This is a genomic window from Streptomyces afghaniensis (assembly GCF_044327915.1).
Classification (GTDB): domain Bacteria; phylum Actinomycetota; class Actinomycetes; order Streptomycetales; family Streptomycetaceae; genus Streptomyces; species Streptomyces afghaniensis.
The window spans coordinates 353115-378789 of record NZ_JBIRGJ010000008.1 but is presented as its reverse complement, the minus strand read 5'-3'; the positions used below and the strand labels follow the sequence as shown (position 1 = coordinate 378789).

Below are 25675 nucleotides of genomic sequence, written 5' to 3'. Positions count from 1 at the left end.
GGCGTCGGCTCCCTGTCAGGGCCACGGGAGCCGGGGCGGGAGCGCCGGAGTCGGGTGGCGGCGCGCGCTGCGGTGCTCGGGGCGAGCAGCGCGGCGCCGCCATCCAGCTTCAGGTGGTGGGAGGCGGTGGCCTGGCCGGCGGTTTGGGGGGCGGCCAGGCCACCGGCCTGGTGTGCCGTCCTGGTGTGCCGGCCTACAGGACGGCGACGGGGGCCACCGGAGAACCGGTCGCTCCCGTGAACGGCTCGGGTGTCGCCGCCAGCAGGAACGCGTAGCGGCCCGCTTCTCCACAGGCTGTGGACAACTTTTCGAGATTCCAGTTCTGGCCCTGCGGCATCCCCATCTCCACGAGGTGGAGGGCGTGCACCGGCAGCCACAGATCCTCGACCTCGGGCGGGAACACCTCGAAGGTGAGGGTGTCGTTGGCGACCGCCGCGACATCGCGCGCGTGGAACCACTCCGGCGTCCGGATCGACAACCCCGGCGACGGGTACGCGTACCCGTGCCGGTCCCCGGCCAGACAGAGCTGGACCTGCCCGGTCCGTACGAGCACGATGTCGCCGGCCCGCACGCGCGTACCGGCCAGCTCCTCGGCCGCGTCCAGGTCTTCGGGCGTGACCGCGTACTCGCCGTCGAGCCGGTCCGTGCCCCGGGCCCGGGCGACGTCGAGCAGCACTCCGCGTGAGACGAGGTGCCGGACCTTGTCGATGCCGCTGAACTCCGCGCCGTCGTGCGGGGTGACGGAGTGCGCCGGGCGGCCGTTGTAGAGCCTGCCCGAGTGCGAGACGTGGGGGAGCGCGTCCCAGTGGGTGGCCGCCTGGAGGCCCATGGTCACGGCGTCGTCGCTGCACGCGACGGTGCCCGGGCCGAAGAGCTCCTGGTTGATCTGCACCATGACGTGCAGCGGGTCGATCCGCCCCGGGATCATCCCCGTCTGGACGCCGTCGCGCCTGAGGGGCAGTGCGAGCGGGATCCGGAGGCCGGTGCGGACCGTCGCGGCGGCCTCCCGGACGACCTCGTCGGTGATCAGGTTCAGCGTGCCCAGCTCGTCGGCGGCTCCCCAACGGCCCCAGTTGTTCACGTGCTTGGCGATGTCGTGGAACGCGTCCGGCAGCGACATGAGTCCTCCCCGGGGCTTGTGTTCCCGTATCTGACGGGTCGTAGAATCTGGAGGTCTGCGAAATCTAACGGTCCGTCAGAAACCGTGGGACGGGAAGGGGCCGGGCGTGGGGAACTTCTTGGCGGGCAAGGTCGTCGCCGTCACCGGCGCCGGCCGGGGCATCGGCCGGGCGGTCGCGCTCGCGGCGGCGGCCGAGGGAGCGAAGGTCGTCGTCAACGACTACGGCGTGGCGGTCGACGGCGCCTCCCCGACCAGTGCGGTCGCCGAGGCCGTGGTCAAGGAGATCGAGGCGGCAGGCGGGGACGCGGTCGCCGTCGCCGACGACATCTCCACCATGGCGGGCGGGCAGCGGGTCGTCGACGTGGCGCTGTCGTCGTACGGGCGGCTCGACGGGGTGGTCTGCGTGGCGGGGATCCTCCGGGAGCGGATGCTGTTCAACATGACCGAGGAGGAGTGGGACCCGGTCGTCGCGACGCACCTGAAGGGCACGTTCACCGTGTTCCGGGCCGCCTCGGCGGTGATGCGGGGGCAGCGCGCCGGCACGCTGATCGGCTTCACCAGCGGCAACCACCAGGGGTCGGTGTCCCAGGCCAACTACAGCGCGGCCAAGGGCGGGGTCATCTCGCTCGTGCGGAGCGCCGCGCTGGGGCTGCACAAGTACGGGGTGACCGCGAACGCGGTGGCGCCGGTCGCGCGCACGCGGATGTCGGCCGGTGTGCCGATGGAACTGGCGGAGATCGGGGAGCCGGAGGAGGTTGCCGCGCTGGTGGTGTATCTGCTGTCCGACGAGGCCTCCCGGCAGGGGATCACCGGGCAGGTGTACACCGTCGCCGGGGCCAAGATCGCCGTGTGGGCGCAGCCGCGGGAGCTGCGGGCCGTGTACGCCGGGGGCGGTGCGTGGACGCCGGAGCGGATCGCGGAGGTGTTGCCCGGGTCGGTGGGGGTGGATCCGATGCCGATGCTGGAGCGGGTGCGGGAGATGGAGAGGGCGGCTCGGGAGGGGGAGCGGCCGAACGCCCAGTAGCTCGGGGGTGCGTGTGGTGTGGCGGCTGCGGGTTGTTTGTGGTTTGTCGCGCAGTTCCCCGCGCCCCTCAGGTGCCTTACCGCAAGCCCAGTTACCGAGATGAGGCGGCGATCGTGGATTTCGGGTTCGCGCGAGAAGACGAGGACTTTCGGGGCGAGGCCCGGGACTGGCTCGCCGCGCACGCCGAGGGCGTAACAGACCGGCGCGCATGGGAGCGCACTCTCGGAGCAGCCGGTTGGATCGGGATCGGGTGGGCTGCGGGAGGGTACGGCAATCGTTCCGCCACGCTCACCCAACAGGTCGTCTGGGCCGAGGAGTACGCACGGTCGGGCGCGCCCCCGCGCTCCGGGCACATCGGTGAGAACCTCCTGGCCCCCACGCTCATCGCGCACGGCACCGAGGAGCAGAAGTCCCGCTTCCTGCCGCCGGTCGCCGCCGGTGAGGAACTCTGGTGCCAGGGGTACAGCGAACCCGGCGCCGGCTCGGACCTGGCCGGTGTCCGTACCGCGGCCGTGCGCGAGGCGGACGGCCGTACCTACCGCGTCACCGGGCAGAAGATCTGGACGTCACTCGCGCACGAGGCCGACTGGTGCTTCGTGCTCGCCCGCACCGAGCCCGGCTCCGAGCGGCACCACGGACTGAGCTTCCTCCTCGTCCCCATGGACCAGCCGGGCCGGATCGAGGTCCGCCCCATCCGCCAGCTGACGGGCACCAGCGAGTTCAACGAGGTCTTCTTCGACGGGGCGCGCGCGGAGCATGTCGTCGGCGGTGCGGGCAACGGCTGGCGCGTCGCCATGAGCCTCCTCGGTTTCGAGCGGGGCGTGTCCACGCTGGCGCAGCAGATCGGCTTCGCCGAGGAGCTGGGCAGCGTGGTGCGGGCGGCCGTGGAGTCGGGCGCGGCGGCGGATCCCGTCGTCCGGGAACGGCTCGTACGGCAGTGGGCCGAGCTGCGCACCATGCGCTGGAATGCCCTGCGCACCCTGGGCGGTTCGGGCGATGCGGGTGCCCCGAGCGTGGCGAAGCTGCTGTGGGCCGGCTGGCATCAGCGGCTCGGGGAGCTGGCGGTGCTGGTGCGGGGCGCGGCGGCGAGCGTCGGTCCGGCGGACTGGTCGGTGGCCTCACCGTACGAACTGGATGCGGCGCAGCACCTCTTCCTCTTCTCCCGGGCCGACACGATCTACGGCGGCTCGGACCAGATCCAGCGCACGATCATCGCCGAGCGTGTGCTCGGCCTGCCCAGGGAGCGCAAGGGAGCCGCGTGATGCGAGGCGTGATCTTCGACGGGAAGCAGGTCCGGGTCGTCACGGATCTGGAGGTGCGGGAGCCGGGGCCGGGCGAGGTGCGGGTCGCGATCTCGGCGGCGGGGCTGTGCCACAGCGATCTGTCGGTGGTGGACGGGACCATACCCTTCCCGGTTCCTGTGGTGCTGGGCCATGAGGGGGCCGGGGTCGTGGAGGCGGTGGGCGGTGGCGTCACCCATGTGGCGCCCGGTGACCATGTGGCCCTGTCCACGCTCGCGAACTGCGGTACGTGCGCGGAGTGCGACCGGGGGCGCCCGACGATGTGCCGGCAGGCGATCGGGCGTCCGGGCCGGCCGTTCCGTCACGCCGGTCTGCCGGTCCACCAGTTCGCCGCGAACTCGGCGTTCGCTGAGCGCACGGTCGTGAAGGCCGTACAGGCGGTCCGTATCCCCGAGGACGTCCCCATGGCGTCGGCGGCGCTCATCGGATGCGGAGTGCTGACGGGGGTGGGCGCCGTGCTGAACCGGGCGCGGGTGGACCGCGGCGACAGTGTGCTGGTGATCGGGACGGGCGGCATCGGCCTGAACGTGCTGCAGGGGGCGCGGCTCGCGGGCGCCGTGCGGATCGTGGCCGTCGACGCCAACCCGGCGAAGGAGGAGGTGGCACGCCGCTTCGGCGCGACGGACTTCCTCACCTCGGCGGAGGGCGTGCGGGACATCCTGCCCACGGGCGCGGACCACGCCTTCGAGTGCGTCGGCCGGGTGGAGCTGATCCGGCAGGCGATCGACGCACTGGACCGGCACGGCCAGGCGATCCTCCTCGGAGTGCCGCCGGCCACGGCCGAGGCGTCCTTCCTCGTCTCGTCGATGTACCTCGACAAGTCCATCCTGGGCTGCCGCTACGGTTCCTCCCGCCCCCAGCGGGACATCGCCCTGTACGCCGAGCTGTACCGACAGGGCCGGCTGCTGCTCGACGAACTCGTCACCCGTACCTACCCGGTCGAGGACTTCGAGAAGGCGGCGGCGGACGCGGAGGCGGGGCGGGTGGCGCGCGGGGTCCTCATGTTCTAGCGGCCCCCGTTCGGTCCGTCCCGGTCCGGAAGGTCCGCCGGTAGGCGGTGGGCGTGACACCGAGCGCCGCCTGGAGGTGCTGGCGCATCGACTGGGCCGTGCCGAAGCCCGCGTCGCGGGACACCTGGTCGACGGAGCGGTCGGTGGTCTCCAGCAGGTGCCGGGCCCGTTCCACGCGCTGCTGGGTGAGCCACTGGCCGGGGCTGACGCCGGTCTCCTCGCGGAAGCGGCGGGTGAACGTGCGGACCGACATGGACTCCTGGGCGGCCATGTCGCGCAGCTGGATCGGCTCGTGCAGACGGCCCAGGGCCCAGGCGCGTGCGGTGGTGGTGGAGGCCTGCTGTGGATCGGGCACCGGCCGCTCGATGTACTGCGCCTGACCGCCGTCGCGGTGCGGCGGTACGACCGTACGGCGGGCCACGTCGTTGGCGACGGCGGCGCCGTGGTCGCGGCGCACGATGTGCAGGCACAGGTCGATGCCGGCGGCGACGCCCGCGGAGGTCAGCACGTCGCCGTCGTCGATGAACAGCACGTCCGGGTCGACCTCGACCTGGGGGAAGAGCCGCTGGAGGCGCGCGGCGTCGGACCAGTGGGTGGTGGCCGGGCGGCCGTCGAGCAGGCCGGCGGCGGCGAGGACGTACACGCCCGTGCAGATGGAGGCCAGCCGGGTGCCGGGCCGGAGGCGGGCGAGGGCCGCGGCCAGCTCGTCGGTCAGCACGCCCTCGGCGTAGACCGGGCCGAGTTCGTACGACGCCGGGACGATCACCGTGTCGGCGTCGGCCAGGGCCTCGGGGCCATGTGCGACGTGGATGGCGAAGTCGGCGTCCGTCTCGACCGGGCCCGGCGGCCGGATCGAGCAGGTCACGACCTCGTACAGGCGCCGTCCCAGGGTGTCCTTGGGGCGGCCGAAGATACGGTGCGGGATGCCCAGCTCGAAGGGGAGCAGCCCGTCGAGGGCGAGGACGACGACGCGGTGGGGACGGAAGCCGGCGGCCGGGTCCGGGGCCGGACTGGAATGGCTGGCCGATGTCATGGCCCGATCCTAGCGAATGCTGTCCTCCGGGCCACTCGATGGAGCCGGTCGCAGGCCGGAAGCTCTATGTCGTGACCCAGACAAGCGAAGCCGCAGCAGTCGTGCCGCAGACGCCGAAGCCGGGCCGCGGCAGCCGTATACGTGTGCACCGGGCCTGGTTCGTCGCCGCCGTCACCTTCGTGACCATCATCGGCGCGGCCGCCTTCCGTTCCGTGCCGGGCCTGCTCATCGACCCGTTGCACGAGGAGTTCGACTGGTCGCGCGGCACGATCAGTGCGGCCGTCTCGGTCAATCTCGCGCTGTACGGTCTGACGGCGCCGTTCGCGGCGGCCCTGATGGACCGCTTCGGCATCCGCCGGGTCGTCGCGGTCGCCCTGACGGTCATCGCGCTCGGTTCGGGTCTCACGGTGTGGATGACGGCGGCCTGGCAACTGATGCTGTGCTGGGGCCTGCTGGTCGGCCTGGGCTCCGGCTCCATGGCGCTGGCGTTCGCGGCGACCGTCACCAACCGCTGGTTCACCGAGCGGCGCGGCCTGGTCAGCGGCATCCTCACCGCCGCGTCCGCCTCCGGGCAGCTGATCTTCCTGCCCCTGCTGTCCTGGATCGTCGAACGGCACGACTGGCGCCCGGCGGCCGTGACGGTCGCGCTCGCCGCCCTCGCGGTCGTCCCGTTCGTCTGGCTCCTGCTGCGCGACCACCCCGCGGACGTGGGCCAGAAGCCGTACGGTGCGACCGAGTTCGTACCGAAGCCCGCACCGGTCCCGGGCGCCGCCCGCCGGGCCGTGACCGTGCTGTTCTCCGCCGCGCGCACCGGCCCGTTCTGGCTGCTCGCCGGCACCTTCGCCATCTGCGGTGCCTCCACCAACGGCCTGATCCAGACCCACTTCGTGCCCGCCGCGCACGACCACGGCATGCCCCTGACGACGGCCGCCTCGCTGCTCGCGGTCATCGGTGTCTTCGACGTCGTCGGCACGATCGCCTCCGGCTGGTTCACCGACCGCTTCGAGGCCCGGCGTCTGCTCGCCGTCTACTACTCCCTGCGGGGCGTCTCCCTCCTCTTCCTGCCCCTGCTGCTGGTGACGCCCAGCGTCCAGCCGCCGATGATCTTCTTCATCGTCTTCTACGGCCTCGACTGGGTCGCCACCGTCCCGCCGACCCTCGCCCTGTGCCGCGAGCAGTACGGCGAGGACAGCGCGATCGTCTTCGGCTGGGTCCTCGCCTCCCACCAGGTCGGCGCGGCCCTGGTCGCCTTCCTCGGCGGCGTCGCCCGCGACACGTTCGGTTCCTACAACGTGGTCTGGTACGCGTCGGGGGCGTTGTGTGCGGTGGCGGCGTTGATGGCGTTGGTGATCCGGCGGCGGCGGGGGGTCGGGGCGGAGGCCATGGCCTGAGAGCGGGCCCTGGCGCTCAAGTCGCGTCGGGCTGGGTGAATGCCTGCCTGCTGTGCAGGAGCAACTCACGCAGGGCGGGGCCGTGCGGGCTCTTCCAGACCAGGGCGAGCAACGCTGACGTCTCGACGTCGTCGATGGTGCGGGCCGTGAGCCGGTCGCGGTGATTCGCGGCCATCGACTCGCTGAGGATGGCGACGCCGAGCCCGCGGGCGGCGAGGTCGGCAATGGCATCCGCGGAGCTGGCCTGCAGTGCGATCGAGGGTTGGAGGCTCTGAGCGGCGCAGGCATGGTCGAATACCGCGCGCAGTCCCGTACCGGGCGGCATGCACACGATGGAGTGGGCGGTCAGGTCGCGCAGAGTGACCCGCCGCTTTTTCGCCAAGGGGTGCTCGGCCGGAACCGCTGCGACGAGCCGCTCGCTGATGATGGTCAGCGCGTCCAGCCCGGGGGGAGTGGCGATCGCCGTCCCGATGAGGGCCAGGTCGATGGTGCCGGCGCGTACGCCCTCGACGAGCCGGTCGGAGTTGTCCTCCAGCAGGGAGATCTCCACGCCCGGATGCGCCCGGTGGAATGCGGCGAGGGCGTCGAACAGCGGCGTGACGGTGCAGCCGATGACCATCCCGACGGTGAGCCGGCCTCGGATCAGGTCGGTGACCTCACCCACCGCCTGGCCGACCGCATCGGCTGCGGCGAGCGCGGCGCGGGCGTGTTCGAGCGCGGCCTTGCCAGCGACAGTGAGGGTGGCGGTGCGCGCCGACCGGTGGAACAGCTCGGCGCCGAGCTCGCGTTCGAGCTGGCGGACCTGGGCACTGACGCCGGACTGGCTGATGCGCACGCGCTCGGCCGCCCGCGTGAAGTTCTGCTCTTCGGCGACTGCGATGAAGTATTCGAGCTGCCTCATTTCCATGACTGATAATTCTAGTTCCCAGAAGAGCCATCTGTTGGACTTCTGACCGGCGGGAGACCAGGCTGGGAAGCCGGAAGCCGGAAGCCGGAAGCCGGAAGCCGGAAGCCGGAAGCCGGAAGCACCGAAGCCCGACGTCAGGAGGTACTCGTGCCGGAGTACGAGAAGGCCATGCGACCCGAAGACATCACCCGCTTGTTCGTCGAGCGCTCCAACGCCGGTGACGCGGCCGGGGTCGCGGCGCTTTACGAAGAGGACGCAGTGCTGGCCTACCCGCCCGGCGAGCAGACGGTGGGCCGGGAGGCGATCCGTGAGCTGTGGGAAAAGGTGCTGGCGGGCCGTCCCCGCTTCGAGCCGGAACCACCGCTGCCGACTCTGGTCAGCGGCGACATCGCCCTCACCTCGACCCCGCCGAAGGACGGGTCCGGAGCCCGGGCACAGGTGGTCCGGCGCCAGCCTGACGGAAGCTGGCTGCGCCTGCTCGACCAGCCTGAGTTCGTGGTGCCCAGCCGCTGAAGGACGGGACCGGCAGGACGGGTCACCAGCGGATCGTCTGGCCCTGCGGGGTGACACGGACGGTGAACCGGTCCAGCGGTGGTGCACCGGCGGCGCGCCACCGGCCGAACAGCTCCTCCACCGCATCCCAGAGCGTGTCCGACCCGTCCTGGCGGACGAGCCACCGGCCGCCGTCCTCATATACGGCGGCCCATGAGCCGGTCTCCGTGTCGACGAGCACGTCCTCGGTGTGCCCGTCCCTTTCCAGGGTCAGGCGCTGGGCGCCCGGTGTGGCGAGCTGCACGACGAAGCGGCTCGTCCAGTCGTTCAGCACGTCGGCCCCGGTGACGGTCTCCCGCTCTGTGCCCTCGTCGAAGTCGGGGAGCAGCCCGAGCGGCGGCGGCAGCTCCGGCCGCGCGAGCATGAAGTTCACCCCGCCGCCCAGCAGCGGGCCGGACGCCGTACCGTCCTCGTGGACCGTGAGGCGCGCGAGCTCCGAGGAGCCGAGCCAACCGCCGACGGTCGCCAGGATCAAGCCACCGGGCCCGGTCTGCTCGATCCATGCCTCGGGCACGGTGCGTACGCCGCATGTGGCGATGACCCTGTCGTACGGCGCCCCCGCGCCGTGACCGAGCAGACCGTCGCCGGTGACCAGCGTGGGGTAGGTCCCGAGGCGGCCGAGGGAGGCCCGGGCCCGCGACGCCACGTGCGGGTCGTACTCGATCGAGGTGACGTTCCCCGCGCCGAGCCGGGCGCAGAGCACGGCGGTCGAGTAGCCGGTGCCGGTTCCGACCTCCAGCACTTCGTGCCCGTCCTCGACCTGGAGGTCCTCCAGCATGCGCAGCACGAGAGAGGGCAGCGTGCTGGAACTGGTCGGCTCGCGTGTGATCCGCCCGCGGATGTCTTCCGGGACGATCGTGCCGGCGATCTGGGTCACCAGCGACTCGTCCGCATAACAGCCCTCCAGCCAGCCCGCGTCGCCTTCCCGTACGGGCTCCCACGCGGTGACGTCCATGCCGACCGCGCGTCGGAAGAAGCCACCGCGCAGGAATTCGTGCCGGGGGACGGCTGCGGCTGCCCGCTTCCAGGGCTCCGTGCGCATGCAGCCGGTCGCCGTCATCCTGTCGAGGAGCAGCTGGTGGAGCTGTGCTTGATCGGTCACGTCTTCCTCTCCAGGAGGGTCGCCAGGGCTGCGCGCATGGGCAGCCCCGTTTCGGTTTCCAGCCAGTACCACTGGCCGGATGGGTTGCACTCCAGGAACCACCATCGGCCGTCCTCTCCCACGCAGAAGTCGAAAGCTCCGAAGACCAGGCGAAAGCGGTTCATGTAGCGGTGGAGGGCCGGCCGGATCCCCGGTGGTGCTTCCACAGGGGTGTAGGTCAGCCGGCTGTAGTCGGTGCGCCAGTCGAGAAGGTCGGAGTCGATGCGGACGCAGAACACGTCTGCACCGATGACGGTCAGCCGGACGTCGGCGACCTTGCGGATCCGCTCCTGGAAGAGGTGCGCTGTGCCCGCTACGTCGTCGTCGATGTCCGCTGCGGACACCTCGGCGACCTTGACGACGGACGAGACGCCGTCGACTCGATAGACGGGGTTGTGCAGCGGCTTGTAGATGACCGAGCCGTGCTGCTTGATGAACTCCCGGGCAGCGTCGGGGCTGGAGGTGATGAGGGTGGGCGGGACCAGGAACCCAGCGGCCGCGGCCGCGGTCAGCCCGGCCGGTTTGAACTCGGCGTCGCCGATGCGGTGCGGATGGTTGACGTAGAGACAGCCCGGCAGTGAGGCCAGGACTCCGCCGAGCCCGTAGCGGGCCTGGGTGACGGCGAAGCGGGCGTCCTGCCCGTCGAGGTGCGGGAAGCTGAATCCGGTCGGTCGGCGGTAGTAGAGGGCGCGGATGTGGGCCAGGTCCGCAGTGCGGCTGGCGGTGAGGAGGCGGCCTCGTAGGCCGTGCTTGGTGATCTCTGCCTCCACCGACAGTGATGTGGGGAAGTCCCCCGAGTCGAGCCGCACGACCGGGATGTCCCTGTCGTGCAGCTCGCTGATCACCACGTCGGCGGTGGGGTCGTGCAGGCTGGTGACGACCAACACCGGACGCGGATCACTCACTGGTCGCTGTCGGCGCTCGTGTCGGTGTCCGTCGCGCCCTGGTTGCCACCGTCCGGGCTGGTGCCGGTCGACGGGCTGGTGCCGGTGGACGTGTTGTGCTTGCCCATCTCCATGACCTGGCCGGGCCTGTCGTAGAACACGGCGGTCTGGGTGGCCGGGTCCAGCTCGGCGCGGGCGTAGTCGGGAGCCATGGTGGGGTAGGGCGCCATGCGGCCGAGCCCCCACGGGCGGGGTGCGCTGAGTCCCAGGGGGATCGCCGGGCTCGTGGGCAGACGGTCGGAGTGAACGAACATGCTTCTCCTCTGTGTCGCAGTGATCGAATCCGCCTGTGGGTGGTGATGGGGCGCCGAGACCGACAGGGACGTGGGCCCCGCGCCGCTTGGCCCCGCGCCGAATTCCGTTCGTTGTGGGGGCGGAGCTCGGGGCCGGGGTCAGTGAGGCTGCCCTATGTGCTGCGTGCCGGGTTCTGGTCCGATGCCTCAGCGTCGGGCGCGAGCTCACCGGGCCGTTCAAGCAGGCCCAGCAGTGCACGCGCGTTGATGGCGGCGTCGTGCAGCCGCGTCGCCAGATCAGTCGACGGTGCCTCATCGCCGAGGAGTTCGTCCGAATACCTCAGGACGATGCGCGCTGTTCCTTGCATGTCGTCCCGCATCCGCGGCATGAGCTTTGCGAGCTTGGGCGCCAGAAGCCGTACATAGCCCTCCATCTCTCGGAGGAGAGCACGCTGTTCAGCTAAGGGGCCGCTGGGCCCCCACAGTGCTTCCTCGCACCGTCGTCGGATTTCGTCCGCGTTGAACGGCGAAGCATGGCTAATTCCCATCGCCGGTCTCCTGCCGTGAAAGCCGATGATGGGCGAGCCGAACAAGATGCAAGACGGCGTCGGCCTCACACAGCTCGCCCGGCCTCCAAATCGGGACAGCCCAGTACCCCAAGGGGTTCCGGCAATTTGTCTCTGTGACGGGCGGAACTCCCAGCCAAGTACCCCATGCCAGACACTCGGCGTCCGGGTGCTGCCAGGCCACGCCCGCGCTCGGGAGCACCAGGGGGTAGTAGCGGCCCCGGGAGGCGATGACGGGGCCGCCGTCGAGGACCTCGGACAGATAGGTGCCCACCTCGGCAGGGTCGCTGCTCGCGGCAGCAGTTCGGACGAGGTCCCCGGGCAAGCGGATGGCGGTGAGCAACTCGCCGCAGCGAAGGAAGGTCAACCCGCCCTCGCTCCATTCCCACCGTGCCCGTTGGACGTCGGGAGCGGCGGCCAGTAACCAGTCCTCGACCAAGAGCGCACACTCACGGTCCGCCGCAATGGCAGGCGCTGGATGCTCCTCCAAGTCCCCAAACCCCGGAGTGCGTTGAGTGGTCTCGCGCATGGTGGCGACTCCTCACAGTCGTCGATGCCCCGGCAGGCCAACGGGACGGTGGCCTGCCGGGGCTCTTCGCGTCCAGGATGGATTTCTCGCGAAGAGCGCACCTCCCGCCGCGCGGTATACCCATCATGGGTACAGGCCTCAGGAAACATGCCGAAGACTCAGGCGAGCAGGAAGTGCACGCATGATTCACCAGTCACCGACCGCGCTGCCCCGGGACCTCCTCAACGACGAGGAGATGCGCCGAGCGCTGGAGACACACGACTTCGGGACGGTGTTCCGGCGGGCGAAAAGCCATGCGGGGATCAGCTACTCGCGCATCGCCGCTGAGTGCGACATCAAGCCGGATCGGGTCGGCACGCTCGCCAAGGGACAGGGCACAATCACCACGTTCGACAAGATCTTGCAGATCGCGGACGCGTTGCGAATTCCTGGGCACATGGTCGGCCTGGCTCCCCGCCCGTGGGAGAACAGCGAGCCTCCTGCGCACGCGAACGACCCACAGATGGGACCCCCGAGCTTGCGCCGCAGAACCGTCCTCCAAGCCGCCACCTCCACGGGCCTGGCCGCTGCCCTCCCCGCCTTGACGAGACCGCCGGAGCCCAAGCACGTCTCCGTGGAAGACGTCGTACGGATGCGGCGCCGTGCCGCCCGTCTGCGGCGTCTCGACGAAACGCTGGGCGGCGGCGACACCTACCGCGTCTACCTGGGCGAGTACCAGGCCACCAAGGCCCTTTTACGGGACTCCGTCTTCACCCCGGAGTCTCGCCGCGGCACCGTGTCACTGCTTGCCGAGCAGGCCCAACAGGCCGGTTGGGCAGCCTTCGACGGAGGACAGCAGACTCAGGCCGAGAGCCTGTACGAGGAGAGTCAGCACGCCGCCCGTGAAGCAGGCGACGCCGATCTTCTCGCCAACGCGTACGCATTCCTCGCTTATCAGGCCGCTGACCGGAACATGGCGGTCGAGATGGCCGCAACCAGCTGCTCCACCATCACCCCCACCACTCCGTCCAGCGTGCGCGCTCTGCTCCACGAGCGGATGGCCTGGGCCTGTGCCGTCGCGGGCCAGCCACACCGTGTCGAAGAGGCTTTGGACGCCGCAAGGTCTGCCCTGGACGAGCGGCAGAACGGAGAGCCTGAGCGGGACTGGGCGGCCTGGGTTGACGAGACCGAGCTGGACATCATGACCGGCCGGTGCTGGACAGAGCTTCGCCGTCCTCTGCGGGCTGTACCGGTGCTCACCCGGGCGCTCGCCCGGTACGACGACCACCACGCCCGAGACAAGGCGCTGTACCTGTCATGGCTGGCCGATGCCTACCTGGCAGCCGGCGAGGTGGAGGAGGCCGCGGCCGTGACGAACCGCGCCCTGGACCTGTCCATCGGAGTCGCTTCCGTGCGTCCCCGGCAGCGCCTTACCCCGGTGCTGAACCAGTTGCGGCAGCACCAGGGCTTGGGCGTCGTTCAGGACGTGTTGAAGAGGGCCACGCCCTAGGTTTCCGGGGCGACGCTGTCCTTGATCCACTGGAGACACCGGGGTGCCCCGTTGGCGATCGGCACCGCGAGCAGCTCGGGGTTGTCCCAGGGGTGGTTCTCCAGAAGGTACTTCTCCAGCTCTGCGTAGCGCTCGCTAGTCGTGGTGACCAGCAGCCGCCACTCCTCCGCTTCACCGAACTCGCCCAGGTGCCAGAACACCGACCCCACCGGGCCGATGATCTGCGAACCGGCGGCGAGCCGCCCCTGGACTGCTCCCTTGGCGAGTTCTACAGCTTGCTGACGTTCCGGCGTGGCGGTCGACACCTGTACAAACTCAGTCATGCCGTGAGCGTAGCGATCAGGCACCTGTTCGTTGGGGCTCGGGACTGGCTGCGCCGCAGGGCAAGTGATGGGGCTGGAAGCGCAACCACCATCCAAGCCGAGTACGTACGTAAGGCGAACGGCGGTCGAGCCCTTCGCCGCCTGCTGATTGACCGTCAGCCTCCTTATGTCGCTCTCACGTTGAACCCAGCCGGCTGTGCAGAACGTCAAAGTTCCACCCCTGGGTTTGTACACATACGGCTCATGACCGACCCCCGATGAGGGGCGATAACGTGGTGTGCCAAGCCCGGTTCCGATATCGCCGAGGTCCCGCTGAGGGGGCGACGTTTGTGCGTAGACCGGGCAAGCAAAGAGCCCGCACCGCTCCTGGCTCGCAACCGTAGGGCGATGGGGCTCTTCGCTGGAAAGTCACCTGGATCAAGAAACCGAGGAACCTTCCATGCCTGAGTCTACGGACCCCCGCGTGCAGCCGCCCGATCTGACCGGCCGGATCGGACAGCCCTGTGCCCGCTGGGCTCGTCTCCTCGCAGCCGAAGCCGTGCGTGGTGCGGCCTACGCCGCCGGCAGCGCCGGGTTCACCCTGGCCCTTCTGTGGTGGCAGAGCCGGCACTAGGGCTTGTCGGGCGGATCATGGGCAAGCACGACCCGCACATCGGCGCCACACCCCGGCTGTGGGGGCGGCGGCCGGCCAGTGGTCCAGGGCGCTCGCCGCCGAGGGCGCCATCGTGGTCGGGCTCGACGTGTCCGAAGCCCAACTCGCCGCAGTGGCCCTCGCGATGGGAGCGGCCCGCTACCCGCTGGTGCAAGGCGCCGCCGAAACAACTTCCCTTCGCCGCCGACCGCTTCGACCTGGTGTTCTGCGACTTCGGTGGGTGGGCTCCGGTGCTGGGCCTATCCTGGGATCACCCAACTCGCCTCTCGGAAGGTCCGTTGATGACACTCGGCATGGTCCTCGGTGACGTGGTCGTCGTGACGTCGCAGGTTCGTTCACGTTCGGCCTTCCGAGGAGTTTGCCGTGTCCACGATCCGCTGGGTCGAGGCTCAACCCCGTTCCGCCCGCTGGCACTCTGAGTCCGGGCTGCCCCTGCCCCGCCGGGTCGTCGTAGCCGACGACCGGATGCGGGCCGCCGTCGCCTACCGTCTGGCCTGCGAGGGCACCGCGTTGTTGTGGCGCGGGGATTTCCACAACGCGCGGCAGTTGTTGCGCGCGATGGATCGTCGGGTCGGTCGTGCCACGCCCGGTGTGGCGGGGACGCCGGGAGAGGCATTTCGTCTGTACCGGCGGTTTCGTGCTCACCGTGCGCGCGTGCTGGGGAAGTTGCTCGTCCTGCTGGAGGAGGACCACACACTGGCCCTGCGCCGGGCGCCCGATGTGAGCCGGGCGTGTGTCGAGGCGTACGGGCCGTCCGATGGCCCTGTGGCCGTCGCCCTGAACGAACTGTTGGGCGTGATCAGTGCCCGGGAGTGGCGGGAGAACGGCGTGCACGTACCGGCGCTGGACGATCGGATCCACCCGCACTACGGGGTGTTCGCGCCGACGAGGAGTGAGTACGTCGACCTGGTCGCGCGGGCGCCGTTGCCCGGCCCTTGCGTGCGTACCGCGTTCGACCTGGGCGCGGGCACCGGTGTGCTCGCCGCCGTGCTCGCCCGGCGGGGTGTCGGGCGGGGTGTCGGGCGGGTCGTGGCCACGGACGTCAGCGGCCGGGCGAGGGCCTGCGCGCGGGACAACGTACGGCGGTTGGGGCTCGGGCGGGCGGTCCGCGTCACCGGGCCCGAGCTGTATCCCGAGGGGCGCGCCGACCTGGTGGTGTGCAACCCGCCCTGGATCCCCGCCCGCCCCGCCTCCGACCTCGACCTCGGCGTCTACGACGCGGGCGGCGGCATGCTCCACGGGTTCCTCGACGGGCTCGCCGGCCGGCTGGAGCCGGGTGGTGAGGGCTGGCTCGTCCTGTCCGACCTGGCGGAGCGCCTCGGGCTGCGCACCCGGGCTGAGCTGCTGACCGCCGTAGAGGCGGCGGGGTTACGCGTAGTCGACCGCCTGGACACGCGTCCGCGCCACGCGCGCGTGCGCGACAGGCACGATCCGCTGCACGCCGCACGGGCCGCCGAGGTCACGTCACTGTGGCGGCTGGCCGTCGCCTGATCCGAACCGACTCGATCAGTCAGACAGCCGCGCGAACCGCCCTCGGTGGAAGAGCAGCGGTCCCTCCGGATCGTCGGCCGCCGTGCCGAGGGCGTCCACCCGGCCGACCACGATGAGGTGGTCCCCGCCGGTGTGGACGGCGTGGATCGCGCAGTCGATCCAGGCGACGGCACCCGACAGGCGCGGCGAGCCGGACACCGGCGCCGCGTCGTACGCCACCCCCGCGAACTTGTCCGCGCCGCTCACCGCGAAGGCGCGGCACAGCTCGCTCTGGTGGGCTCCCAGGACGTTCACGCAGAACACCCCGGCCCGGGCGATACGCGGCCAGGTCGCCGACCCGCGGCCGACCATGAAGGCGACCAGCGGCGGGTCGAGGGAGAGGGACGTGAAGGACTGGCAGGCGAAGCCGGCGGGGGAGTCGCCGGGGCTGGTGGCTGCCGGGGGTGCCGTGATCACGGCCACGCCCGTCGCGAAGTTTCCGAGGACCCGGCGGAACTCCGCCGGGTCGAGGGGCGCGCGCTCGTCCTCGCCGACGCACCGCAACTCGGGGCGCGGCAGCGCTTCGACGGGCTCCGGGGCGGGTGTGCGGACCGACCTGAGGTAGCGGACGGCGGCTTCGGCCATTCCTGCTTGTCCCATCACACATGCCATTCAAGCTGACGCATCGTCAGATGGGAAGGGTCGGGGGCCCTTGTACGGTCAGCGGCCCTTGTACGGTCAGTGGCCCTTGTACGCGGGGCTACGGCGCTCCACGAAGCTCCGTACGCCCTCCTGCGCGTCCGCCGTCGTCATGTTGATCTCCTGCGCGGCGGCCTCGGCGGCGAAGGCGGTGGCTCGGTCGGCGTCGAGGGAGGCGTTGACGAGCTGCTTGGTCAGGGCGAGGGCGCGGGTCGGGCCGGTGGCGAGGCGTTCGGCCCAGGCGCGGGCCGTCTTGTCCAGGTCGGCGTCCGGGACGACCCGGTTCACCAGCCCCAGCCGCTCCGCGTCGGCCGCCGTGAGCGCGTCGCCGAAGAACATCAGCTCCTTGGCGCGCTGCGGGCCGATGAGACGGGGCAGGAGGTAAGCGCCGCCGGCGTCCGGTACCAGCCCGCGCCGTACGAACACCTCGATGAAGCGGGCCGACTCGGCCGCCAGGACCAGGTCGCAGGCGAACGCCAGATGCGCGCCCAGCCCCGCCGCCGTGCCGTTGACCGCCGCGATCACCGGCTTCTCGCAGTCCAGGACGGCGGCGATCAGGCGCTGGGCGCCGGTGCGGAGGGTGCGTGCGACATCTCCGGCGACGCGTGCGGCGGTCGTGGTGGCGCCGGCGCGGAGGTCCGCGCCCGTGCAGAAGCCGCGCCCTGTTCCCGTGAGCACGATCGCTCGTACGTCCGCCGACGCGGACGCCTCCGAAAGCAGCCGGACGATCTCGTCCCGCTGGGCGGGCGTGAGGGCGTTGAGGGCTTCGGGCCGGTTGAGGGTGACGGAGAGGACGTGGTCGCCCGTGGTGTGCAGGACCGCGGGTTCCGTCATCGGCTGCACACCGCCAGCGCGTCCAGCGCCACCGCGCCCTGCCCCCGGGGCAGGACCATCAGCGGGTTGATGTCCAACTCGGCCAGCTGGTCCCCGAGTTCCAGTGCCATGCGCTGGGCGCGCAGGACGACCTCGACGAGTGCGTCCAGATCCGCCGGCGGCCGCCCCCGGACCCCGTCGAGCAGCGCCCGCCCGCGCAGCCCGTCCAGCATGTCCCGCGCCTGCTCCTCGCCGAACGGCGGCACCCCTACGGCGGTGTCGCGCAGGACCTCGACGAGGACCCCGCCGAGCCCGACCGTCACCGTCGGCCCGAACAGGTCGTCGTGCGTGACACCGACGACCATCTCGACGCCGTGCTCGACCATCTGGCAGACCAGTACGCCGTCCAGCGGGACATCCTCGTAGCGGGCGATGTCGGTCAGCTCCCGGTAGGCATCGCGGACCTGGCTCGCCGAGGTGAGCCCGATCTTCACCAGGCCCAGTTCGGTCTTGTGGGCGATCCGGGCGCCCGAGGCCTTCATCACCACCGGGTAGCCCACCAGCCCCGCCGCCCGGACGGCCGCCGCCGCGCTGGTGACCAACTGCTCGCGCGGCACGCGGATGCCGTACGCCCGCAGCAGTTGCTTCGCCGCGTGCTCGCTCAGCTGCTCGCCGGGTCGCATCAGCGCCTGGGCCTTGCGGTAGGAGGGGGAGGGAGTGCGCGGGGCCTCGTCGAAGGGGGAGCGGTAGCCGGTCGTGAAGCGGTGGTGGCCGAGGTAGGCGCGGACGGCGGTGAGACAGTTGCCGACCGTGCGGAAGGTGGCCACGCGGGAGGAGCCGAGCAGGACCTCGCGGTAGGCCGGCTCGGTGCCGACCGGCGAGCCCCACACCACGCACACCAGCTTGTCCGTCTGCTCCGCCGCGTCCACCAGGTCCCGGACGAGCCGGTCGCTGAGCGGGGGGAACGGCCCGGTGACCGGGCAGACGAGCACGCCCACCTCGGGGTCGTCGAGGAGGGCGTCGATGATCTTCCGGCCGCGCCAGTCGCCGACCGGGTGACCGCCGTTGTCGACGGGGTTGGCGACGCTCAGGTACTCGGGTATCCACTGGTGCAGCTCGGCCTGTTTGGCCTCGGACAGGACCGGCAGCCGCAGGCCGGCTTCCGTCGCCAGGTCGGCGACGTGCGCGCCCGTGCCGCCGGAGATCGAGTAGACGACGACCCCGTCGGCGCGCGGCGCACGGGCCCGGGCCAGCAGGGCGGCGGTGTCCTGGAGTTCGTCGAGCCCGTCGACCCGGATCACGCCGTACTGGCGCAGCGCCGCGTCCACCACGGCGTCGGCGCCGGTCAGTTTGCCGGTGTGGGAGGCGGCCGTGCGGGCGCCGGTCTCGGTACGGCCCACCTTGACCGCGACGACCGGCACCCCGCGCCGGGCGGCCCGGTCGGCGGCGAGGAGGAAGGAGCGGCCGTCCTTCAGCCCCTCCAGGTAGCAGGCGATGGCGCCGGTCTCGGGCTGCTCGGCGAAGTAGGAGAGGAAGTCGGCGCTCTCCAGATCGGCCTCGTTGCCGGTGGGCGCCCAGTGGGAGAGCCGGATGCCGAGTTCCTGGAGGGCGAAGACGGGGCGGCCCTGGTGGCCGGACTGGGTGATCAGCGCGATCGCCGGTCCTTCCAGGTCGGCACGGAACCGCTCGAAGGCGTTGAGGTTGGTGTTGGGTCCCAGCAGCCGCATCCCGGACCGCTCGACGGCGGCGGTCAGTCGCCGCTGGGCGGCCTCGCCCTCCGGCCCGGTCTCCGCGAACCCGGAGGCGAAGACGACCGCGAACCGTGCCTTGGCCTCGGCCAGTTCCTCGACCACCGGGAGGGGGTCGCCGACCAGCACCACGGCCAGGTCGACCTGCTCGGGCAGGCCGGCGACGGAAGGGGAGCAGGGCATGCCGAAGACCGACGGGCGGCTCGGATGCACCGGATACAGCCGGGCCCCGACCCGCTCGGCCCAGTCGGTCAGTTGCCGTGTGATGCCGGTGTTCGGGCGCCCCTCGGCATCGGACGCGCCGATCACGGCGACGGACTGCGGGCGGAAGAGACGGTCCAGGTCGGGTACGTCCGCGTGCAGCGGACGCCCGCTGACATCGAGGTCTCCCGTCCGGGCCGGCCTGCCGTGCACGGCGGGCCCGGACCGCTCGCCACAGGCTATGGCCCGGGTCCGGCGGGAGTCGGTGGTGAGAGTGCCGTGGGTCGATCCAAGCATCGTTCCGCCCGCTCCTGTGAGACAGCCGCTAACTGACGCTCTGTCAGATTATCCGAACTGACGTGATGTCAGGAATGGTTGTGAGCGCAGGAATGGTTGTGAGCGGTCGAAGTCGGAGCCGGGTGGACGTCCGTGCCGTGTGCCACGCTGAGCCCATGGGTGAGACGGCCTCCGGCATCCGGCTGATGACCATGAACGTGCTGGCTCCGCGGTACGCCGACGGCGCGAGCCGGCGGGCGGTCCTGGCTCGCGAGATCCGTCGCCAGGACCCGGACGTGCTCGCGCTCCAGGAAGTCACTCCCGAGGACGTGGCGGCCCTCGCCGACGCCGGCTGGCACGTCGTTCCGCATCCTCGCTGGTCCTCCGACGGCGTGGGGGCCGTCCTGGCCGCCCGCCATCCCTTCGGGCACACGGTGACGGACCCGCTCCAGGTGACCGAGCGTACGGCGCACACCAGTTGGTGCGGAGTCGTCGCCGCCGAACTGCGGCTTCCCGAACCCTTCGGCACGATCCTCGTCGTGCATCACAAACCGAGCTGGCCCTACGGCTATGAGCACGAGCGGGAGTTGCAGGCACTCGCCACGGCCCGGCTCGTGGACGGCGTCACCGCCGAGCGCCCCGTGCGCCACACCGTCCTGCTCGGCGACCTCGACGCGACCCCTGAAGCCGCCAGCCTGCGGTTCCTCCAGGGGCTCCAGTCGCTCGACGGCATGAGCATCTGCTTCCAGGACAGCTGGTCGGCCGTGCACGGCGGCGAACCGGGCCCCACGTTCAGCCCTGCCAACCCGCTCGTACGGCAGGGCGACATGCCCGAGGCGTCGGACCGCCGCATCGACTACATCCTGCTCCGGTGCGGTCCTCACGGCCCCACCCTGCGGGTCTCCTCATGCCGGCGAGTCCTGGTGCGACCGGTGAACGGCGTGTACGCGAGCGACCACTACGGCCTGGTCGCCGACCTGACGCTTCCCTCCCACCCTCCGGGCCGGTGGGAGGAGGGAAGCTGACGGCGCCCGCCGCCGGACCCCCCTAGGGGGTGTCCGTCCGGCCCGGGAGTCGCGACGCCCTCCCCGAACCGTCCCGGGCGATGGCCTTCGCGATTTTCACCGCGTCGATCGCCATCTCGCGGAGCATGCCGCTGATCGGGTTGGTGAAGCCGGTGAAGTACAGGCCGGGGGCGGTATGCGGACTGCGGGGGCCCTGGGTGACGGGCCTCCCGCGGGCGTCGAGTACGTCGAGGTGGCCGACGAGGTCCTCCAGGGCCCGGGTGTAGCCGGTGGCCGCGACGACGGCGTCCGGGGAGAGGCGGGTGCCGTCGGCGAGGACGACCTTGCCGTCCTCGAAGCCCGCCACGGCCGCGACCACCTCCACTCTGCCCTTGCGCACGGCGTCGATCAGACCGACGTCCTGGACGGGCACGGCTCCCTCGGTGACCCGGGTGTAGAGGCCGGTGTCGGGGCGCGGCAGGCCGTGGGCGGACAGATCGGGCACGCTCAGTCTGCACAGCTGCCGGGCCATCCGGTCGACCAGGCCGACCGGCAGGCGCCGGGCCATGACGCCCGAGTACTGCGCGGCCCAGCCGGCGGTCGAGCGGCGCACGATGTGCGGGACGGTGCGGATGGACAGCCGTACCCGGGCGCCGCCGTCCGCCAGGTCCACGGCGATCTCGGCGCCCGTGTTGCCGGCGCCCACGACCAGGACCTCGCGGCCTGCGAAGGGCTCGGCGTTGCGGTAGGCGGAGGCGTGCAGCAACTCGCCGGTGTAGGTGTCGCGGCCGGGCCAGTCGGGCACGCGGGGCGTGTGGTTGTAGCCGGTGGCGACGACGACCGCCGCGCCGGTCAGCTCCCGGCCCCCGGTGGCGTGCAGCAGCCAGCCCGTGCCGTCGGGCGCGCGCTCGATGCGGGACACCTCGACGCCCGTGACGATCTCGAGCCGGTGGTGCTCGGCGTACTTCTCCAGGTAGCGCACCACGTTGTCCCGGGACACCCACCGCCCGAACCGGCGCGGCATCGGCAGCCCGGGCAGGGACGACAGGCGGCGGGTGGTGTGCAGGTGCAGCCGGTCGTAGTGGTCGCGCCAGGACGCCCCGACGCGGTCGGACTTCTCCAGGACGACGGCCCGTATGCCCCGGGCCCGCAGCGCGTACGCGGCGGAGAGTCCGCCCGGGCCGCCGCCGATGACGTAGACGGGGCGGTCGGGTGCGGGGTGTGCCGGGGAGTGTGTGGGGGGTGTGGAGTCGGCCATGAGCGGGAGCGTAGCCACGGGCCCGCTTGATGGGTCTCGGTCAAGACCGGAATTGATTTCGGATTGGTCACGGCTGTAGGGGGACGGGGTGGGGCCGGTGGCGTAGCCGGCCCGGTTGTGGCGAGCCGGTGATCGTTCCTGACGGATCGGCCCTCACAGCGGAACACCCGCCCCCGGAGCCGGTGTTGAGAGGACGTCGACGGAGAGACGACGTCGACGCAGACCGGAATGTCTGGCTAAGGAGACCGGAATGGCCCTGACCCGTGAAGAGCGCGAACAGTTCCTGGCCGAGCCGCATGTCGCCGCACTCGCGGTGGACGCGGGGCCCGGCCGTGCGCCGTTGACCGTGCCCATCTGGTACCAGTACGAGCCCGGCGGCGACATCTGGATCCTGACGGCCCTCGATTCCCGCAAGTACGGCCTGATCAGCGCGGCGGGCCGGTTCTCCCTCATGGTGGACCGGCTGGAGCCGACGATCCGGTACGTGTCGGTGGAGGGCCCGGTCGTCGACACGGCCCCGGCCACCCTCGACCAGGTCCGCGAGATGGCGGCACGCTACCTGCCGGCCGACAAGGTCGACGGTTACGTCGACTTCTCCTGGAAGAACCACGGAGAACAGCTGGTGCTGCGGATGAGGCCGGAGCGGTGGGTGTCGTCGGACCTCGGGCAGGTGTGAGACACCCTCCGGGGTGACAATCGGGGGCATGGCAACGGATCTTCACGAGCTGCTGAGGTCACTGCGGGTCTGGGACCCGCAGGTCACCCAACTGCCCCCCTTCGACCCGACGACCGCCCCGGACGCCCCGCTGCCGCTCTTCGCCGAGTGGTTCGCGGCGGCGGTGGCGGCCGGGCAGACCGAGCCGCACACCGTGTCGCTGGCGACCTCCGACGAGTCCGGCCTGCCCGACGTACGGATCGTGATGCTGCACGGCGCCGACGAGACCGGCTGGTCCTTCGCCTCCCACGCCGGGAGCCGCAAGGGCAGTCACCTCAGCGGCCGCCCGTACGCCGCGCTCTGCTTCTACTGGCCGGTCCTGGGCCGGCAGGTACGGGTCCGCGGCCCGGTGTCGGCCGCCCCGTCGGAGGAGGCCCAGGGCGACCTCCACGCCCGCTCGACGGGCGCGCTGGCCGCGGCGCTGACCGGCCGCCAGAGCGAGATCCTGGGCTCTGTGGAGGAGCTGACGCGGGCGTCCGAGGCGGCGTGGGAGCGGGCCCGGAGCGAGCCGGAGGCTCCCGTGGCGTCCTGGACCCTGTACCGGCTGCGGCCGGACGAGGTGGAGTTCTTCCAGGGAGACGCGGCACGACGGCACGTACGGCTGCGCTATCGGAGCACAGGGGAGGAGTGGACGCGGGAACTGCTGTGGCCGTGAACGGACCCGGGGTCATCGTGCGTCGCGTATCCGGAGGATGTACGCGGCAGTGAGCGCGACGGCACGGTCTTCGTCATGGGACAGGTCTTCGAGGGCGCGTGACGCCGTGCGTCCCGGGATGTCCGCGAGCGCCTGTGCCAGCCGTCGGCGTGCCGACGGTTCATCGGTGCCGTCGGCGAGGCAGCCGACGAGCCTGGCGGCGATCCGGTCCGCCGACGCGGGATCACTCGCCAGCGCGCTCAGTACGTCGGCCGCGTCGACGTCGTTCGCCTCCTCGACGATCATGTCGATGAGCGTCGGGACCGCGTCGGCCACCCCACGTGCCCCGAGCGCCAGCGCCGCATACCTGCGGACCACGACGTCCGGGTCCGCGAGGGCGTCCCGCAGCAGTGCGGTCGTCGCCTCACCGTTCGGCATCTCGGCGATGGACTGGACGGCACGTTCGCGCACCTCGGCGGCCGGTGAGCCGAGGCCCTCCGCCAGCAACGCAAGTCCGCCATCGCCCGATCGGGCCAGGGCCCATCGAAGGGCCCCGGCGACGTTCGGGTCCGTCTCGCCCAGCGCCGCTTCGACCAGCGCTTCCACCGGCACGGGAACCTCTTCGACCGAGGACAGTGCCGCGCGCTGGCGCGTCCCGGCGCTCTGCGACCTCAAGGCCTGAAGGAGCGCGACGATCTGGAGGACGTCCTCCCATCCCGCGGGTTCCGCGGCACCGATCCTGTGGAGCCGCGTCAGCAGCTCCGTCTCGGCCGCGATGCGCTCCCGCGTCTGGCGGACGAGGTCGTCGACGAGCTCCGCGGGCGCGAAGCCGGGATCATCGAGCGCGCGCTTGACCTCACGCAGCGGCAGCCCCAAGGACCGCAGGCTCTCGATGTGGAAGATCCGCCGGACGTCCTCGCCGGAGTACTCGCGATAGCCGGCATCGGTACGGCCCGTCGGCCGCACCAGGCCGAGCGACTCGTAATGCCTGAGCATGCGGGCGCTGACCCCGGACCGCCGTGCCACATCACCGATCAACACCGCATGTCACCCCTCCCGGCGGGTCGGGCCGAGAGCCACGACGCGCTTCGCCTCCTCGATCGCGTACTCGAATCCGGCATCCGGGTCGCGCAACAGCCGTTCCGTGGCGAGCGCGTGCGCCCGCACGCCGGGGTCGGGGTCCGCCATCGCGTCGCGCAAGGCCGGCGTGATCACCTCACCCAGCGCGATCAGCGCCCGGCTGAGGCTCAGCCGCGTCGCACGCTCACCGCGCCCGAGCTGTGTCGCCAGCACGCCGGCCAGTTCCGGCTCTTCACCTTCCGGTACGAGAACGACCGCTGCCCGCCAGGCGCTCCGGGCCACCTCGTCGTCGGCATCGGTCAGAAGCGCCCGTGTGATCGCGGGCCAGACCTGCCGATCCCCGATCTTGGACAGCGTGTGCAGCGCCTGGCTCCGTGCCTGCGCCCGCTCCGAGCGGAGTTCTCCGAGAAGCTCGGGGACCGTCATCGACGCCGGGTGGCGGGTGAGCGCCCACGTGAGCATGTCGCGGACGTGGAACTCCGGCTCGACCGCACATCGTTCGATGAGCTTGCCGATGAACCGCGGGTCGGGGTCCGTGCCGACGGCCAGGGCCGCTCGCAGCCGCACGGACGGGTTGCTGTCCTCCAGGCCCTGGAGACCTCTCATGGGGACCACCTCCTCGGCACAGTGAAGGCCTTGTCACTGTGTCAAGGTCAAGCGGGCGCGGATCGCCCGGCGGACCCGGTGAAGTCGTACACCGCGAAGTCCGCCACCGGCCGGTAGCCGATCCGCTGGTACAGGCCGTTGCTGGTCGGGTTCGACAGGTCCGTGAAGAGGAGCACCTCCCGCGCTCCGGCGGCCAGGGCGGCGCGGCTGACCTCGGCGGTGGCGGCGCCCGCGTAGCCGCGGCCGCGGAGGCGGGGCGGGGTGTAGACCGGGGCGACGCGGATCTGGCCGGCGACCTGAGGGGTCGTTCCGGCCATGGCGGCGGGGGTGCCGTCGGGCGTCTCCCAGAACGTGATGCCGCCCTGCGCGATGCGGGCGTCCGCCCACTCGGAGGCGTCCTGGAAGACGCCTGAGCCGACGGCTGCGACGAACTCGTCGTGCCAGCGGATGAGGTGCTCCCGGTCCGTCGCACCGGCGACGCGGGGGCCGCCGGGCGGCAGGGGACGGGGCACGGTCAGGGTGCCGAGCCGGTAGAGCCGATTGCGCTCCCGGAGGGTGGCCGTGGCGCCCGTGTGCCGCTGCCAGGCCTCGGCGAACGCGGTGGCGGTGTCGCGGTCGGCGTGCACGCCGGGCAGGCGCTGCCCGAGGGCGGCCAGCCGTGCGGCCAGCGCATCGGCCTCCGCGGCCGTCAGGAGGGTGAGGTTCAGCCGGTGCGGTGGTGTGCGGAAGAACGTCGCCCGGACCGCGCCGTCCCGTTCCAGCAGTCCGAACTCCGGCACTCCGTCGCCGTAGATGCGCAGGCCGCGGGTGCGCAGGTTGTTCGTGACGGTCAACGGGAGGGTGTGCAGCGCCGGTCGGGAGCGGAGAAAGGCGCCGGCCCGGGTCAGGAAGGTGTCGAGGTCCTGGGTGAGATGCCAGTCGTCGGTGCGCATGTCTCATGGTGCCGCCCGCGCCCT

At 71.5% G+C, this 25675-nt stretch carries 27 protein-coding genes and 1 pseudogene; 12 read left to right on the top strand and 16 right to left on the bottom strand.

Annotated features, from left to right (window positions below):
- Nucleotides 1-193: 193 nt before the first annotated feature.
- Nucleotides 194-1120 (bottom strand): cyclase family protein, encoded by a 927-nt coding sequence (locus ACH4G3_RS30590; protein ID WP_397627548.1) that lies wholly within the window; start codon nucleotides 1118-1120, stop codon nucleotides 194-196.
- Between the two features lie 106 nt (nucleotides 1121-1226).
- Between ACH4G3_RS30590 and ACH4G3_RS30585 the strand changes: the two genes are divergently transcribed.
- The 3 genes from ACH4G3_RS30585 (at nucleotide 1227) to ACH4G3_RS30575 (ending at nucleotide 4455) form a co-directional block, all read left to right on the top strand.
- The gene (locus ACH4G3_RS30585) at nucleotides 1227-2144 is read left to right on the top strand and encodes an SDR family oxidoreductase (protein ID WP_397627547.1); all 918 of its coding nucleotides are present in this window, start codon (nucleotides 1227-1229) and stop codon (nucleotides 2142-2144) included.
- A 113-nt stretch (nucleotides 2145-2257) separates the two neighbouring features.
- Nucleotides 2258-3406 carry an acyl-CoA dehydrogenase family protein gene (locus ACH4G3_RS30580; protein WP_397627546.1) on the top strand — a complete coding sequence of 383 codons (1149 nt, stop codon included), beginning with the start codon at nucleotides 2258-2260 and terminating at the stop codon, nucleotides 3404-3406.
- Nucleotides 3406-4455: a Zn-dependent alcohol dehydrogenase gene (locus ACH4G3_RS30575; protein WP_397627545.1), complete on the top strand. Its 1050-nt coding sequence runs from the start codon at nucleotides 3406-3408 to the stop codon at nucleotides 4453-4455. Before ACH4G3_RS30580 ends, ACH4G3_RS30575 begins: the two co-directional genes overlap by 1 nt.
- Here the strand turns inward: ACH4G3_RS30575 and ACH4G3_RS30570 are convergent.
- Nucleotides 4445-5488, bottom strand: a complete 1044-nt coding sequence (locus ACH4G3_RS30570; protein WP_397627544.1) for a GlxA family transcriptional regulator — start codon at nucleotides 5486-5488, stop codon at nucleotides 4445-4447. The genes ACH4G3_RS30575 and ACH4G3_RS30570 overlap by 11 nt on opposite strands.
- Before the next feature lie 71 nt (nucleotides 5489-5559).
- On the opposite strand from ACH4G3_RS30570, the gene ACH4G3_RS30565 reads away from it, so the two are divergent.
- Nucleotides 5560-6879, top strand: coding sequence for an MFS transporter (locus tag ACH4G3_RS30565; RefSeq protein WP_397627543.1), 1320 nt, complete (start codon nucleotides 5560-5562; stop codon nucleotides 6877-6879).
- A 16-nt stretch (nucleotides 6880-6895) separates the two neighbouring features.
- Here ACH4G3_RS30565 and ACH4G3_RS30560 read toward each other — a convergent pair whose 3' ends face one another.
- The gene (locus ACH4G3_RS30560; RefSeq protein WP_397627542.1) at nucleotides 6896-7786 is read right to left on the bottom strand and encodes a LysR family transcriptional regulator; all 891 of its coding nucleotides are present in this window, start codon (nucleotides 7784-7786) and stop codon (nucleotides 6896-6898) included.
- 147 nt (nucleotides 7787-7933) lie between these two features.
- Between ACH4G3_RS30560 and ACH4G3_RS30555 the strand changes: the two genes are divergently transcribed.
- Nucleotides 7934-8299 (top strand): YybH family protein, encoded by a 366-nt coding sequence (locus tag ACH4G3_RS30555; RefSeq protein ID WP_397627541.1) that lies wholly within the window; start codon nucleotides 7934-7936, stop codon nucleotides 8297-8299.
- A 22-nt stretch (nucleotides 8300-8321) separates the two neighbouring features.
- On the opposite strand, the gene tgmC is transcribed toward ACH4G3_RS30555, so the two are convergent.
- From tgmC to ACH4G3_RS30530, 5 genes are all read right to left on the bottom strand, one after another.
- Nucleotides 8322-9440, bottom strand: coding sequence for an ATP-grasp peptide maturase system methyltransferase (gene tgmC / locus ACH4G3_RS30550; RefSeq protein ID WP_397627540.1), 1119 nt, complete (start codon nucleotides 9438-9440; stop codon nucleotides 8322-8324).
- Nucleotides 9437-10384, bottom strand: coding sequence for an ATP-grasp ribosomal peptide maturase (tgmB, locus tag ACH4G3_RS30545; protein WP_397627539.1), 948 nt, complete (start codon nucleotides 10382-10384; stop codon nucleotides 9437-9439). The genes tgmC and tgmB overlap by 4 nt, the downstream gene beginning before the upstream one ends.
- Nucleotides 10381-10677, bottom strand: a complete 297-nt coding sequence (gene tgmA, locus ACH4G3_RS30540) for a putative ATP-grasp-modified RiPP (RefSeq protein WP_397627538.1) — start codon at nucleotides 10675-10677, stop codon at nucleotides 10381-10383. Before tgmA ends, tgmB begins: the two co-directional genes overlap by 4 nt.
- 152 nt (nucleotides 10678-10829) lie before the next feature.
- A complete protein-coding gene (locus ACH4G3_RS30535; RefSeq protein WP_397627537.1) occupies nucleotides 10830-11090 on the bottom strand; it encodes a hypothetical protein in 261 nt (86 codons plus the stop codon).
- A gap of 103 nt (nucleotides 11091-11193) precedes the next feature.
- Nucleotides 11194-11751, bottom strand: coding sequence for a hypothetical protein (locus ACH4G3_RS30530; RefSeq protein ID WP_397627536.1), 558 nt, complete (start codon nucleotides 11749-11751; stop codon nucleotides 11194-11196).
- Between the two features lie 181 nt (nucleotides 11752-11932).
- Between ACH4G3_RS30530 and ACH4G3_RS30525 the strand changes: the two genes are divergently transcribed.
- Nucleotides 11933-13240: an NsdA family TPR-like regulatory protein gene (locus ACH4G3_RS30525; RefSeq protein WP_397627535.1), complete on the top strand. Its 1308-nt coding sequence runs from the start codon at nucleotides 11933-11935 to the stop codon at nucleotides 13238-13240.
- On the opposite strand, the gene cutA is transcribed toward ACH4G3_RS30525, so the two are convergent.
- A complete protein-coding gene (gene cutA, locus ACH4G3_RS30520; protein ID WP_397627534.1) occupies nucleotides 13237-13563 on the bottom strand; it encodes a divalent-cation tolerance protein CutA in 327 nt (108 codons plus the stop codon). The genes ACH4G3_RS30525 and cutA overlap by 4 nt on opposite strands.
- Nucleotides 13564-14002: 439 nt before the next feature.
- On the opposite strand from cutA, the gene ACH4G3_RS30515 reads away from it, so the two are divergent.
- From ACH4G3_RS30515 to ACH4G3_RS30505, 3 genes and pseudogenes are all read left to right on the top strand, one after another.
- Complete coding sequence (locus tag ACH4G3_RS30515; RefSeq protein WP_397627533.1) at nucleotides 14003-14176, top strand: hypothetical protein; 174 nt, start codon at nucleotides 14003-14005, stop codon at nucleotides 14174-14176.
- Between the two features lie 17 nt (nucleotides 14177-14193).
- Nucleotides 14194-14445, top strand: a pseudogene (locus ACH4G3_RS30510) (methyltransferase domain-containing protein); the annotation flags it as partial.
- Between the two features lie 133 nt (nucleotides 14446-14578).
- On the top strand, nucleotides 14579-15706 hold the full coding sequence (locus ACH4G3_RS30505) for a methyltransferase (RefSeq protein WP_397627532.1): 1128 nt from the start codon (nucleotides 14579-14581) through the stop codon (nucleotides 15704-15706).
- A gap of 15 nt (nucleotides 15707-15721) precedes the next feature.
- On the opposite strand, the gene ACH4G3_RS30500 is transcribed toward ACH4G3_RS30505, so the two are convergent.
- The 3 genes from ACH4G3_RS30500 to ACH4G3_RS30490 form a co-directional block, all read right to left on the bottom strand.
- Nucleotides 15722-16330 carry a flavin reductase family protein gene (locus ACH4G3_RS30500; protein WP_397627531.1) on the bottom strand — a complete coding sequence of 203 codons (609 nt, stop codon included), beginning with the start codon at nucleotides 16328-16330 and terminating at the stop codon, nucleotides 15722-15724.
- 93 nt (nucleotides 16331-16423) lie between these two features.
- A complete protein-coding gene (locus ACH4G3_RS30495; RefSeq protein WP_397627530.1) occupies nucleotides 16424-17218 on the bottom strand; it encodes an enoyl-CoA hydratase/isomerase family protein in 795 nt (264 codons plus the stop codon).
- Nucleotides 17215-19443, bottom strand: coding sequence for an acetate--CoA ligase family protein (locus tag ACH4G3_RS30490; protein ID WP_397627529.1), 2229 nt, complete (start codon nucleotides 19441-19443; stop codon nucleotides 17215-17217). Before ACH4G3_RS30490 ends, ACH4G3_RS30495 begins: the two co-directional genes overlap by 4 nt.
- Before the next feature lie 155 nt (nucleotides 19444-19598).
- On the opposite strand from ACH4G3_RS30490, the gene ACH4G3_RS30485 reads away from it, so the two are divergent.
- Nucleotides 19599-20447, top strand: coding sequence for an endonuclease/exonuclease/phosphatase family protein (locus tag ACH4G3_RS30485; protein ID WP_397627528.1), 849 nt, complete (start codon nucleotides 19599-19601; stop codon nucleotides 20445-20447).
- A 22-nt stretch (nucleotides 20448-20469) separates the two neighbouring features.
- On the opposite strand, the gene ACH4G3_RS30480 is transcribed toward ACH4G3_RS30485, so the two are convergent.
- Nucleotides 20470-21684 (bottom strand): flavin-containing monooxygenase, encoded by a 1215-nt coding sequence (locus tag ACH4G3_RS30480; RefSeq protein ID WP_397627527.1) that lies wholly within the window; start codon nucleotides 21682-21684, stop codon nucleotides 20470-20472.
- A gap of 250 nt (nucleotides 21685-21934) precedes the next feature.
- On the opposite strand from ACH4G3_RS30480, the gene ACH4G3_RS30475 reads away from it, so the two are divergent.
- Nucleotides 21935-22360, top strand: a complete 426-nt coding sequence (locus tag ACH4G3_RS30475; protein ID WP_397627526.1) for a pyridoxamine 5'-phosphate oxidase family protein — start codon at nucleotides 21935-21937, stop codon at nucleotides 22358-22360.
- A 28-nt stretch (nucleotides 22361-22388) separates the two neighbouring features.
- A complete protein-coding gene (locus ACH4G3_RS30470) occupies nucleotides 22389-23054 on the top strand; it encodes a pyridoxine/pyridoxamine 5'-phosphate oxidase (protein ID WP_397627525.1) in 666 nt (221 codons plus the stop codon).
- Between the two features lie 12 nt (nucleotides 23055-23066).
- Here the strand turns inward: ACH4G3_RS30470 and ACH4G3_RS30465 are convergent, their stop codons facing one another.
- The 3 genes from ACH4G3_RS30465 to ACH4G3_RS30455 are packed head-to-tail and all read right to left on the bottom strand — an operon-like array spanning nucleotide 23067 to nucleotide 25651.
- Nucleotides 23067-24074 carry a HEAT repeat domain-containing protein gene (locus ACH4G3_RS30465; protein ID WP_397627524.1) on the bottom strand — a complete coding sequence of 336 codons (1008 nt, stop codon included), beginning with the start codon at nucleotides 24072-24074 and terminating at the stop codon, nucleotides 23067-23069.
- Between the two features lie 6 nt (nucleotides 24075-24080).
- The gene (locus ACH4G3_RS30460; protein WP_397627523.1) at nucleotides 24081-24719 is read right to left on the bottom strand and encodes a HEAT repeat domain-containing protein; all 639 of its coding nucleotides are present in this window, start codon (nucleotides 24717-24719) and stop codon (nucleotides 24081-24083) included.
- A 47-nt stretch (nucleotides 24720-24766) separates the two neighbouring features.
- Nucleotides 24767-25651, bottom strand: coding sequence for a GNAT family N-acetyltransferase (locus ACH4G3_RS30455; protein WP_397627522.1), 885 nt, complete (start codon nucleotides 25649-25651; stop codon nucleotides 24767-24769).
- Between the last annotated feature and the right edge of the window lie 24 nt (nucleotides 25652-25675).